Source organism: Fodinibius roseus (genome assembly GCF_900129315.1).
GTDB classification, from domain to species: Bacteria; Bacteroidota; Rhodothermia; order Balneolales; family Balneolaceae; genus Fodinibius; species Fodinibius roseus.
The window spans coordinates 30,746-43,804 of the sequence record NZ_FQUS01000023.1 but is presented as its reverse complement, the minus strand read 5'-3'; the positions used below and the strand labels follow the sequence as shown (position 1 = coordinate 43,804).

Annotated in this window: 6 protein-coding genes; 3 read left to right on the top strand and 3 right to left on the bottom strand. The window is 53.1% G+C overall.

Features of this window, described 5'->3' with window-relative positions:
• Positions 1–212: 212 nt before the first annotated feature.
• The 3 genes from BUB16_RS17260 to BUB16_RS17250 all read right to left on the bottom strand — a co-directional run bounded on the left by BUB16_RS17260 (position 213) and on the right by BUB16_RS17250 (position 2,362).
• Entirely contained in the window at positions 213–1,076 is an 864-nt protein-coding gene (locus tag BUB16_RS17260; protein ID WP_073067390.1) for a hypothetical protein, read from the bottom strand.
• Between the two features lie 6 nt (positions 1,077–1,082).
• Positions 1,083–1,562, bottom strand: coding sequence for a hypothetical protein (locus BUB16_RS17255; protein WP_073067388.1), 480 nt, complete (start codon positions 1,560–1,562; stop codon positions 1,083–1,085).
• Positions 1,563–1,693: 131 nt separating this feature from the next.
• Complete coding sequence (locus BUB16_RS17250) at positions 1,694–2,362, bottom strand: thiopurine S-methyltransferase (protein ID WP_073067386.1); 669 nt, start codon at positions 2,360–2,362, stop codon at positions 1,694–1,696.
• A 356-nt stretch (positions 2,363–2,718) separates the two neighbouring features.
• Here BUB16_RS17250 and BUB16_RS17245 point away from each other — a divergent pair, with 356 nt between their 5' ends.
• The 3 genes from BUB16_RS17245 (at position 2,719) to BUB16_RS17230 (ending at position 12,950) form a co-directional block, all read left to right on the top strand.
• Entirely contained in the window at positions 2,719–3,213 is a 495-nt protein-coding gene (locus BUB16_RS17245) for an MgtC/SapB family protein (RefSeq protein WP_073067384.1), read from the top strand.
• A gap of 15 nt (positions 3,214–3,228) precedes the next feature.
• Complete coding sequence (locus BUB16_RS17240; protein ID WP_244545735.1) at positions 3,229–4,530, top strand: MATE family efflux transporter; 1,302 nt, start codon at positions 3,229–3,231, stop codon at positions 4,528–4,530.
• Positions 4,531–4,985: 455 nt separating this feature from the next.
• Complete coding sequence (locus tag BUB16_RS17230) at positions 4,986–12,950, top strand: SpvB/TcaC N-terminal domain-containing protein (protein ID WP_170864452.1); 7,965 nt, start codon at positions 4,986–4,988, stop codon at positions 12,948–12,950.
• Positions 12,951–13,059: the final 109 nt, after the last annotated feature.

The following is a 13,059-nucleotide window of genomic DNA, read 5'->3' as shown; positions in this document are numbered from 1 at the left end:
TCCGGATTTTTGGCTCACGGCTGGGTAAATGCAACAAAGGAAACGCGGCAGAGGAATGACTCATCACCGTTGTCATGGCTGTTGCAGGGGGCGGCGTACGCTCTTTGCCATACCGATAACTTGTTGCCTCTGACAGGCCTGGAGGGTTGTGTATTTTTTTTCGCTTCCGGAAAGTACGGCCGGTCGATCAACCGGGGAACAAACAAGACCTGTCAGTGATAATCCAGGGCGAGCATCATGGCGGGGAAGGCTTTCTCGAGGCTGAAACCGTAGGTGGTCTCCCCGGCGTCAATCTGTATTTTGTTGAGCGTATCCATCTTGGTAACCTCCCCGCTGTCGTCCCAGAAGGGTTCCAGGATATCAATAACACGAAAAGTCTCCAGGCCATAGACGTAAACTTTTTCGTGCAGCCCGCGCATCCAGGAAAGCTCCCGGGTGTATTGCAGCCAAAAATAAGGCAGGTCCTGTATATCGTCGAAGGAGATATAGGTGGCCCCGCGCAGTTTGCCCAGTATAAAAGAGGTGATGCTGATACAATCCTTGAAGCAACCGACGGTCAGAAATGATCCCCCGGGATCGGCATGCTGTATCCAGCGGCTGCCGATTTCGAAATCACTGATAAGATCGGTGGTGGCGGTATCCGAAGCGAGCTGGTGCAGGTCCTTTTGGTAGGCTTTGTCCCGCAACAGCAGGAATTTATACTTTTGATTGCTCAGGTTATACCAGGTAGCTTGAATTTGGCTGCGATCCGTTCCGCTCATCAGGATGCTGATATGACGTTCCCGCTCGTCGGCATTGTCATAGACAATTTTGGGGACGGTAGTCCAGCACTCCCGGGTGGGAAAAGAATGGATACGAAGGTGACGGATATCAAACTCATCGTTGAGCCGGGCAACGGTTTGTTTAATACCCCGGAAATGTTGATCGGATTCGTCCAGCAGCATTTCCGTGGTATCGGTATTAAAGTCGAATGATCCTATCCGGGCAAGACTGTGGGAAGCATCCGGCTGACTGACAGCATAGAAGAGTTGGTTATCAAAAAAGCAAAGCCCTAAACTGGGATATTGATGCTCCATCTTCCATTAGTTCCAACTGGCTTCGTTGAGTTCGGTGGTGTTTTCGAGTGATCCTATCTTGTCTTCGCTGTCCGGATCTTCGAGCAGATAGATCTGTGGACGCAGCGTATCATTGAGGGTGTATTCAAACCTGGAATGAGGGGGACGCGGGGAATAGATCAGGGAATCTGCGTTGAATGCTTCTGTCGTATCTTCCGGCGCCAGGATTGAGTCGGCCTGAATGGACATCAGCGAATCGGTTTTCAGGAAGTGGACCAACGTATCGAGCCCTCCATCCGACGGGGGAAAACTGTCAACCCGACGTTTGTAAAGATTCAGGGCCTCACGGACCGTCGTCATACGCTCCCGAACTCGTTCGGTCATTTGTTCACGTTCAATGACTTCCTGGTAAGGATCTACAATTGAGCGATAAAGATAATATCCTAATGCAATGATAATAATTGCCAGTACAATACTTATGAGTCGATTACGCTGTTCAACATTCATGTGGCGGTGGATATATAATTATAGTGTTTAGCGAAAATATGACTTTGAAAATACATGCCGACATATTGATATGCAACTGTAACTAAAAAAAGCTGACGGCGAGGGTTAAGTCGACCCTTGCCTGTTCTTCGTTAAATCGGTCTCCCGGGCGACAGGAGGTATACCTTTTCAATAAAAAAGGAGGATAACCCCCGCTCATGGAATTTTTTAACTTCTTCGAATTTCGATTGTTCCAGCAGGAGGTTCAGGTTAAACGAGCTCCCAAAAAGTTTCTTTATTTCCCGTTCAGGCACAGAAAAAGGAGGTCCGTTCATTTCCTCCTGTTGGTATTCGAAACTTTGCAGTAGTATTTGAGTATGGCTGTCTCGCAGTTCAAGAAGCTTTTTTGCATACCTTTTCCTCATTGCGGCGGGCAATGCTACCAGGGAGGCTTTATCGTATACAGCGTCTACGGGATGGAGGGGGGCGTTGGGTAATCGTAAAAAATCGCCCTGCCAGAGCTCCATGGATTCTGATTTAAAAACGGGGAAACCATGGCTTTCTGTGCGTGTGAATGGTTTTGCGGACCTTCGCATGACCTCCTGCAATGCTTTCAGCGACAGCTCCACACCGGTCACGTTAAGCCCCCTGGAAACCAGCCAGTCTAAATCGTGGCTCTTGCCACACAGCGGCACCAGTACCCGGGCTCCGGCCGGGAGATTGAGTTGCGGCCAAAAGGTGGGCAGCGGGGGATAAATCTCCTTCATATGCCAGCCGATGTTATCCTTCCGCCACCGGCTTTTCCAGTAACTGATTTCCATTTGGAGTAGGTTTTTTGTAAAAAAATTGTCAATCTTATGAGAACAAAGTCAGGCGCTGAGTGTTGAATATACATAATGCGGGAAGGTTTAAAAATCTACCCTGACCTCTTGCCGGTCCCGGAGCATTCCGACAACTTTCAGCTCTTCGGAATGATCAGGGTGGCATTGATCCGGGTATACTATATAATTAACAGAAATCTTTGAAAAACCAGAAATTTTGTCCAAAGTCAAAACCAGAGGGAGGTTGGAATCGCAGCATATAACCCATATGTGAGAATTTTAACCGACCGATAACACCGACATTGGACAAAAGAACGGTTTTGCAACGACTTCTAACACAATAAAACAGGTATAATATGGAACTGTATTCAATTGGGGATCCGATTATTAAAGTGCTTTTTGCAATGTTTCTGGGGGGACTTCTGGGCATGGAGCGTGAACTGGCGCAAAAACCGGCCGGTCTTCGCACCCATATGCTTGTCGCCGGTGCCTCCTCGTTGCTTGTGGTGCTGGGGAATGTAATGATTACGAATTATAGCGGGGTAGACGCCTTTGCAGGGTCCATTCAAGCGGATCCGATTCGTATCATGGAGGCCATTATTACCGGGATCAGTTTCCTGGGAGCGGGGACCATTATTTTCAGGAATAAAGATGAAACCGTTGAGGGTTTGACAACCGCCGCTTCTATTCTTTTCGTGGCAGCAATCGGTATTGCCGTAGCGTTGGAACGCTACCTTCTGGCCGCTATCCTCACGGTTCTCGCTATTGTGATTTTATATGGACTGGGATATATTGAGCGCTTCATTCAACAGGTTCGCCGGCGTTGGTACAACGATAAGTCAAACGATTAACGCATACATCCCGAGTTGCTGAACCGGAAGATTCTAAATCTGGCTATACCCAACATCATCAGTAATTTATCGGTTCCCCTTCTGGGGGCCGTGGATACGGCGCTGGTGGGACATCTGGAGGAGGCCTACTATCTCGGGGCTATCGCCTTAGGCGGGATGATTTTCAACTTTATTTTCTGGGGATTCGGTTTCCTGCGCATGGGCACAACCGGTCTTACGGCCCAGGCTTTCGGCGAAGAGAATAAGAATGAAAGCATCATGACCCTGGCACGGGCGCTGACGGTGGCGGGACTGTTTAGCCTGCTGCTACTTTTACTGCAGGTCTGGATCGCAGATCTCAGCTTTTGGCTGGTGGAAGCATCGCCGGAGGTCGAGCATTATACCCGGATCTATTTTAATATTCGTATTTATACGGCGCCGGCCACGCTCGGACTCTATGCCATTAACGGATGGTTTCTGGGGATGCAGAATGCCCGCTATCCCATGATCGTGACTATCGTTTTAAACGCTCTTAACATCGCTCTTGATGTTTATTTTGTATATAGTCTCGGCATGCATGTGGATGGGGTGGCCTGGGGCACGCTGATTGCCCGTTATACGGGGTTGTTGCTGGCGGTGGTACTGCTTTTCACCCGGTACAGGGCATGGCTGAGCGGTTACGTCCACACACTGTTGCTGGAGATGGAGGCGCTCAAAAAGTTCTTCTTCGTGAACCGTGATATCTTTATTCGTACCCTCTGCCTTATATTTACTTTTTCCTTTTTTACGGCCAAGTCTGCTTCGTTCGGAGACGTGGTGCTGGCTGCCAACTCCATCCTGCTGCAGCTCTGGATGATCGTTTCGTACGGCACCGACGGCTTTGCCTATGCCGCGGAAAGCCTTGTCGGCCGACATACGGGGAGCGGCCAACAAAAGCGGGTGAAGCTTACCGTGAAATACTGCTTCATTTGGGGTACGGGGATCGGACTGCTGGCATCGGCGGTGTATGCCGTTTTTAACGTACATATTTTGCAGATATTTACCGATCAGCAGGAGGTGATCGATATGGCCATGATCTATTTTTTATGGACCGTTGCGGGTCCTCTCGTAAGCAGCTTTTCCTATATCTGGGATGGAGTATTCATCGGAGCTACGGCAACGGGACCCATGCGCGATGCGATGATTATGGCCACGCTCGGATGCTTCCTTCCCGCCTATTTTATCGGCGTCCCGTTTCTGGATAACCATGCCCTTTGGATGGCGTTAACGCTTTTTATGATTGCCCGCGGTGTTACGCTGACCTGCTACGCACCCCGGCATATTTTGCGCGCGACGTAGCCCGGCCCCTTATCTCGCAGGGTGGGTTTTGGCACTCACATCTCAATTGCCGGCCTTCCGGAGTAACGCCGCCCGCAGTACGATCGGGATTGGCTTTCAGCTCTATCAGTTTGGCCTTGATCAGGACTTCGTCTAATAATTCAGGAATAGCTTCTCCCTGTCTTGACCGGTACTTCGGCGACTTGGTTGGTCCCGCCGTATTCTCCGGCAATCACATCGTACCTGGTCAGTTGCCGGTTATATTGGCTGAAACACGGATACTCCGGTAACCAATAAAAAATTGTGTCGTACTTTCCCCGGTTTTTACGTATAGTATAATAGAAGGGAAATTTTATCACAGCAGGGAAAAATCTGATTCGGTGGATACGACGAATATCTATTAAAATATGCAGCCTTCGAAGTTGTTCGAAGGTCACTGCTGGATTATTAAAACACATAATAGCAGGGATGAACTGATGAACCACCCATCTGACATAACATTTGCCGCTAAAGATCTTCAGGATCTTGAAGTCGCACATCAGATTAATGTGAATCCCTCCTCCGGTGTGGCAACTATAGCCGTCGATATTCCTTTGACTTCCGGCCGTTCCGGCTTTACCCCCGATCTCTCATTAACTTACCACTCCAATAAAAGTAATTCGGCATTTGGCGCCGGGTGGGAATTGTCCGGTTTGCCTGCTGTCAGCCTGAGTTTAAAAGAGGGATTTCCGGAATATAGCGGCGGAGAAAAATGTCAGTTCGATGGGAATGAACTGGTCCCCTTCCTTAATGATGATACCGGGGGGCGGGAGCCCGTGTCGTTTGAGACGGCTGGGTATAAGATTCACCTCTACAGAAGCGGGAAAGAGCAGCGTTTTCTTCGGTTCGAAAAATGGGTCCACAAGGAGACAAAAAGAGTACACTGGCGCATGAGAGATTCGGAAAATATCGCGTCTGTTTTTGGCTTGCAGAGTGACGGAAGCACGCGAATTTCGGATCCGCAGGATGAGACACGAACTTTTCGCTGGCTGTTGGAGGCGCAATATGACCCGTATGGGAATGCTATAACATATGAGTATAAAAAGGAGAATCGGGAAAGGGTAAACAGAGAGGCCATCTTTGAGAAAAACCGGTCACAGATGGCCCAGCGGTATCTGAAGCGGATCTCCTATGGGAATACCATTCCGCTGTCCCCGGGGGAACCTGAGGCGGATGACCGTGAATGGCTATTCGAGGTCCTTTTTGACTACGGGGAGCATGCGAGTGACGCCGCTTCCTCCTATGAACCTACAGGCTCGTGGCTGAGCCGACCCGATCCATATTCCGTACATACCCCCGGATTTGAGGTACGTACCTATCGGCTGTGCCGAAGAGTGTTGATGTTTCATCATTTCCCGGAGGAATTGGGGGAAGACGCCACTCTGGTCGGGAGCGTAGACTTCGCTCACCATGAGCAAGAGGCGGGTACCACCCTGGAAAGCCTCAGCTATACGGGTTATCGGAGGAATTCCGAGAGCGGCGTGTACCGGGAAAAATCCGTCCCTCCCTTGCAGTTTGATTACACGCAGCCGGAGTCCGCCGATCATTTTCAGGCTGTTCAGGTCCAGACTACCGAAAACGCCCCGGTGGGGATCGGCAGTTTAAACTACAAGTGGATAGATCTCTATGGTGAGGGGCTGCCCGGCATCCTGTTTGAGTCCAATCAGGCCTGGTACTACAAGAGAAACCTGGGAGATGGCCGGCTGGGGAAGCAGCGGAGCGTAGCGGAAAAGCCATCGGCAACGTTCGGGTCGTACTCCCTGAGTGATTTTAACGTTGACGGGAACATGAATCTCGCTGTTCTGAAGGGGCGAGAGGCGGGTTTTTACGAATATGAACGGGATACGGGGAGATGGTCAGCCCACAAGACGTTTATCGGGACGACCCGGGGAGAACAATTTACCCGGCTTATCGATCTTACCGGAGACGGCAGGCCGGACCTGGTGCATATGGAACAGGACCGGATTGTCTGGTATCCATCCAGGGGGAGGGAGGGGTTCGGGGCGCCGAGAACGATCGCAAAGCCTGCATCCGGCAGTGAGAGTGAACTCCCAACACTGGGCGCTGATCCCGGGCTCAACTACTTTTTTGCAGATATGACCGGCGATGGCCTGCCGGATCAGGTTCGGATTACCAACGGGAGCATAGAATACTGGCCCAACAAGGGACGGGGCCGATTCGGCCGGGGAGTCGTTATGGGCGATGCTCCTTATCTTGAATGCAGTTCCGAATTCGACGGGAGACGTATTCGGCTGGTGGACCTGGACGGCAGCGGCACCGCTGATCTGTTGTACATCGGCCGGGGGGAAGTACGGTACTGGATCAACGCCAACGGCAATCGGTTCCTCGATCAGAAAACGATCGGGGGACTGCCGTACATCGATCAGCTCTCCTCGGTTCAGGTGATAGATTTTTTAGGGAACGGGACACCCTGCCTTGTTTGGTCTTCGGGCACACCCCGTCACGCAGAATTTCCGATCCGCTATTTGCCCCTGACAAGCGGGGTTAAACCGGGACTGCTGATTGGTGCTCAGAATTCCATGGGAAAGGAAACGCAACTGAGCTACGGATATTCAGCGGAGCACTATCTCCGGGACCGGCAGAACGGAAGGGACTGGATATCCAGGCTGCCTTCGCACCGTACCGTAGTCGACCGGCTGGAGGTTGTCGATCATATCGGAAATACCCGCTTTGAGCAACGCTTCGAATACCACGACGGATTTTATGATGGCGAAGAACGGGCATTTCAGGGATTCGGTGTGGTCGACCGGTACGATTCGGAAACCCATCGGGAGAGGTCGGATATGGATATCCCGGAGGCTGAGTTTACCGATCCCGTTTGTATCCGTACGTGGTTCCACAGCGGTTTGCCCGGCTGGGAGAAGCAGCGATCCGAGCAGTATTATCAGGGAGACGGAGAGGTCCGAAGGCAGGTCGGTCATGAAATGGAAAACACGGCGCAGCTTAGCGCTGAAGAATATTTCAAGCTATTTCAGGCCCTGGCGGGTCGACTGGTCCGAACAGAAGTTTACGGGCTGGGCCGTGAAGGAGAGCGGCGGACTCATCCGTTTCAGGTTAGCCAACACCGCTTCCTGCTGCGCCGTATTCAGCCGGGGTATCGGGAATATGACCCGTGTGTCGCCTCATTTCCCCGGGAAAGCCTGAATTACCAGTATGAGGAGGCCTCCGGTGATCCGCGTATCGAACACTCCCTGAACCTGGAGATTGACAGCTACGGGCAGGTGAGGAGCAGCGCGACGGTCGCTTATCCGCGCAGAATGGGGACCCTGGATGAGCAGGTACGGTATCAGATACGCCTGGAGCGCCGCCGGATCCGGTCTTACGACGAAGATGAGCGCTATGCATTGGGTATCCCGCTGCAACAAGAGACATTTGAATTGCACGGCATAACCCCGGGGGAGGGGGCGTCTTATTTCGATATGGGATCGCTGCAGCGCGGAATCAACGAGGCTTTGGATCGTGAAATCCCCTTTCACACCTCTTTTACCGGCGGACCGCAATCACGGCTGGTGCGATGGAACAAGACCTATTACTGGGATAACGATCGGACCGGAGTGCTGCCGTGGGCAGCGACCGGAAGTCCGGTTCTGGTTCACCACAGGGAGGAAGCCTGTTTTGACACCGGGTTTCTGACAGATGCGCTGGATGAGCGCTATTCGGCGGATATGGCAGCCGATGAGGGTGCTTATGAGAATCATGACGGATATTGGTGGAAGTCCGGGCCCACATTTTTCTACCGGGAACCGGAGGCGTTCTATCTCCCGGAACGGAAGGAGCACCTGCAGGGAGGGTCCTCAGGGTATACGTTTGATGAACCGTATTTTCTCACTCCGGTAAGCATCACGGATGCGCTCGACAACAGGATTTCGGCGGAGATAGATTACCACCTCCTGGCCCCGGACCGGATAACGGATTACAACGACAATGTCTCGGAGGTTCGGTACGATCCGCTGGGTATGATTGAGCTGGCTACCTCTTATGGTGATATCCTCAGCCGGGAGGACACCATTGAGCAATACGGACACGAGTCGCTGGAAAACTATACGGATCCTTCCTCCATCTCCTTTGAAGAGATTGTTGATGCGCCGGAGACGTTTGTACAGGGAGCGGGAGGGCTCTTCTTCTATGAGCTGGGTAGCTGGACGCGCCGCCGCAAACCTCTGCGAAGTGTGGCGCTGGACCGCGAGCAGTGGGTCCATGACGGGGAAGGTAACCGGCAACCGGAATCCGAGGTGCAGGTGACCATAAACTACCTGGATGGATTCGGACGGTCGCTGCAAACCAAAACATTGGCCGAATCCGGTGATGCGATTGCCCGGGATGAAGAGGGAGCGGTGCTCACCGACCGGGGCGAGCCGGTGCTGCACCCCTCTGATACCCGGTGGAGAGTGTCGGGACATACGGTTTACAACAACAAACAGAAGGTGGTACGCCAGTTTGAACCTTTTTTCTCTTCCGGTTATGATTATGAGCCGGATGACATCCTGGAACAGTTCGGTTATTCCAATTTAACCCATTACGATGCAATGGGACGTGAAATTCGGACCGATTATCCCGATGGATCGCGTGGCCGTGTGGAAATTTCACCGTGGGAGGTCAGGCAGTACGATCCCAACGATACGGTTCTCGGCAGTCTCTACGAGATGAGGGTAGAGGCCGAAGCCGGAGAAGGTGATCCTGAAATGGAGGCGCTGGAAAAAGCCAGGCAGCATCGGGAAACCCCGGTGATCTCACATTTGGATCCGCTGGGACGGCCGTTTATGACCGAAGAACAAAACGGTGACGGGACCCTCCGCCGGATGCGCACGGAGATGGATTACGCGGGAAATCCCGTGCGTGTTGTTGACCCGAGAACATTGGAGGCCTTTACCTATAGCCGGGATATGCTGGGACGTGTTTTTTATGAGCGCAGCATGGATGCGGGCGAAAAACGGCAGTTCATCGATGCTCTCGACCGACCGCTTCATCAGTGGGACGGACGGGAGGTGCATCAACAGATACGTTACGATTCGCTGGACAGAATTACGCGCGTGAACGTGGACGGTGCGCGGGGGATGGATCATGCGACCGAACGATACCGGTATGGGGAGCACCCGGCTATCGCCGATGCGCGCCTCAAAAATTTACGGGGCCGGATGACAGAGCAGTACGATTCGGCCGGAGTGCTTCGGGTAGGCCGCTGTGATTTGACCGGCCAGGTACTGGATCGAAGCCGGCAGTTGACGGAGGATTATAAAGATATTCCGGACTGGACAACGATTGATGCGGTATCATTGCAGGAGGAAGGGTATGTAACCCGGCTGCAGTACGACGCCCTTGCCCGGACGAGAGAGGAGCAGCTGCCGGAGGGATCCCTTCGGAGATACCGCTATAACCAAAGCGGAGCAATAGCACGGGTGGAGGTAAGTACGGCAGACGGAGCCGTATCGGAGCAGCCTGTCCTTCGCGATGCGGCCTATAATGCAAATGGACAGCGCATACAAGCAATTCTCGGGAACGGAGTCATACAAACCTTCCATTACGATGATCGCACAAAGCGGTTGGGTCGATTGACCGCTCATCGCCCCTCCGTTGGAGATGAAGAAGGACGTCAGTATCAGAATATTCGCTATACCTATGATCCGGCGGGCAATATCACTCATTTGATCGACACCGCCCGGCCGAATGGGGCCTCCATTTTAGCAGAGCCGCGAAGCTGTTCGTATACCTATGATGCCTTTTACCAGCTTATCCGTGCCGAAGGACGGACGCACCGCGCACTGGAAACGGGCGATTACAACCACGATCCGGAAACCGAGGGATTCAGAAAAGGAACCCGCCATATCGGGCTGAACAATGCTGAAGTCATCCGAAATTATACCCGGGAGTACCACTACGATTTGGGCGGTAACCTGGAATCGATGATCCATATAACAAACCTGGACTCAGGAGCAAACCGCTGGCGGCGCGATTACCGGATCTCCGAACGGTCCAACCGCTCCCTGCCCGCCGAAGAAATGAGCGGCCTGCCCGTTTCGGACCCGGAGTCCCGGTTCGACGGCAACGGCAACACGCTTTATCTGCCTCATCTGTCCCGCATTGAGTGGGACTATCGAAACCAGCTTTCGCGGGCGGTTATCGTAGAACGGGAAGGCCGGCCGGACGATGTGGAGTATTACGGCTACGGAGCGGACAACCAGCGCGTTCGAAAAGTGCACGAACGGGTCACCGATGTGGCTTCCGGGACCACGGAGATCACCGAGAAGATCTACCTCGACGGCTGCGAAATAAAGCGGGTTCGCAGCGGCGACAGCGAGTTATTGAAGCGGTATACTGTGCACCTCACGGACGGGGCGCAGCGTCTGGGACTGATGCACCGGTGGGAACGGGACACGTTTAACCGGGAAACGGACGATCCGGACACGGTAAAATTTCACTATCAGCTGACGGATCGTCTCGGTTCGGCGGCTATGGAGCTGAATGAGGGGGGCGAGCTCATCAGCTACGAAGAGTATTTTCCGTACGGCGGTTCCGCTTTTATCGCGGGCAGCCAGGCGGATGTAAACCTGAAAGAGTACCGCTATTCGGGCAAAGAGCAGGACGATGCCACCCGGCTCTACTACTTCGGCTACCGCTACTACGCCCCCTGGATTGGCAACTGGCTCAGTCCCGACCCGATCGGCCCCGGGGACAGCCTGAACCTGTACCAGTACGTGCGGAATAATCCGGTGAATCTCGTGGATCAAAACGGCTTGTATCCTTTTGGCGTTGATTCGAATATCTATCAGAGGAGGAGCGAGGAGGGCCGGTTGATCAGTGGATTCAGTCTGTCCATAACCTCCGATGGCGAAGAACTGTTTTCTTTTCACGGTGAAATAGAGGGCACGGTTCCCGAACTGTTGGAGGCTCTTCCCGAGTTTGTCGAGATAAGAGAGTTCGGATTTATTCCTATTCGTGAGCTGGCACGGGAAGACTTGCGCAGAAGGACAAGAGAGATGCTGGAAAGCAGGGATGACTCCACGGGAGAAGAGGCTCCGGAAGCTTCTTCGGAGCGGGATACGGAAGAAGAGGCGACTTCCGGGGAGACGGAAGCAACTGCTCCGGAACCGTCAGGTGAGCCTGCCTCGCCCACAGGAGGAGAGTCCGGCGGCAATCCATCCGAAGAAACAGGGTCTGCCGAAGAGGAAGATACTGCTATTACCATCGACATAGAAGGAGAAACCCGGGAGCCGGATCAGCCTCCCGAAGAGATTCTTGAGACGCTGCCCGACCGGCTTGGTCAGCTCGAAGTCAATGAGACACTGGTGTTGAATATGAATGTCGAAGCTTCCGTTCATGCCGGAGTTGGGGGAAGCGTTTCGCTGGGTGTAGGCGCCCAGATCACCAGGACGGCTGATGATCCCGATGCTTATCAGATACAGCTGGAAGTGAAAGCCGGGGGCGCCTTGGGAGTTGGAGAGGAGGCCCAGGGAGAAGGGGCCGCCGCTGATGCAGGTATCCGGTTGCGGGGACGAACGACACTCGATTTTGCAGGGGAACAGGCCGCAGGTGACATACTGGAGATGATGGAGCGGTTTTCGGAGGTTGAATCTGAGGAAGATTTGCAGGAAACGATGGAGCACCTGTTCCCCCACATAAGCCGGGCAAGAGGGGATGTGGGGCTGACGATTGAACCCGAACTTCCCGTAGTAAGTCTGATGGCAGGCATATCCGGCGGGGGAGAATACCGGGTGATAGAGGGACAGCCACACGTGGGACAAACCCTGTCGGTTGTGGGAACGGCCGGCGCCGAGCCCCCCGCTTATCTCGATATCCCGGGCGTCAGTCCGGGCGGACTACAGGGCCTGCTTCCGGTACCGGATGTTCTCGAGTCCTTTGCCGGTCAATACGGGTTCCCGAGACTGAATGTAGGAGGTGAGACCAGCATTTCCGGCTATGTCCCCCTCCCGGCTGCTTTTGAATATCAAATGGGAAATATTTCAGCGGAAGAGCTGGCGGAGACAGCGACGATTGAAATCGCCAGTCAGGGCAGCATCGAGATCGGGCGGACCAAATTTGTCGGTACGTACACCATCAGGCTGACCAATCTGAGGGAATTGGCGGATGATCTGGAAGTGTCGCTGAATGAGTTACTGCAAAACCTGGAAGCCGGCGAATTAACCATGCGGGACTGGGAAGAGCTTCTGTCTGAAATGAGTCCCGAGTACCGAAATAATTTTAGCGCCGAACTCAAGATTGAACAACAGGTTTTTAACGGGATTCGCCTGAGGGCCCCCGGCGTAACGACAACCGGTGGAGTTCGAAGATCGATCGAGATCTACCGGGGATCTTTCGCAGAACCGTGGGAGGCATTCCAGGCGTGGAGGCAGTTTAACAGGGGAACGTTGTTGCCCTCCCGTTGACCGGGATCTCTTGTGAATAAATTTTCAATGCAATAATGCAGGCCGGCTGTCCCGGTTGAAAATATCAGCATGCTGCCGACAATGCTTACTTTTATTAAAATCGTAAATG

Coding starts and splice junctions, on each gene's coding strand:
- BUB16_RS17230 (WP_170864452.1), top strand. CDS start 4,986: ATGAACCACCCATCTGACATAACATTTGCCGCTAAAGATCTTCAGGAT.
- BUB16_RS17260 (WP_073067390.1), bottom strand. CDS start 1,076: ATGGAGCATCAATATCCCAGTTTAGGGCTTTGCTTTTTTGATAACCAA.
- BUB16_RS17255 (WP_073067388.1), bottom strand. CDS start 1,562: ATGAATGTTGAACAGCGTAATCGACTCATAAGTATTGTACTGGCAATT.
- BUB16_RS17250 (WP_073067386.1), bottom strand. CDS start 2,362: ATGGAAATCAGTTACTGGAAAAGCCGGTGGCGGAAGGATAACATCGGC.
- BUB16_RS17245 (WP_073067384.1), top strand. CDS start 2,719: ATGGAACTGTATTCAATTGGGGATCCGATTATTAAAGTGCTTTTTGCA.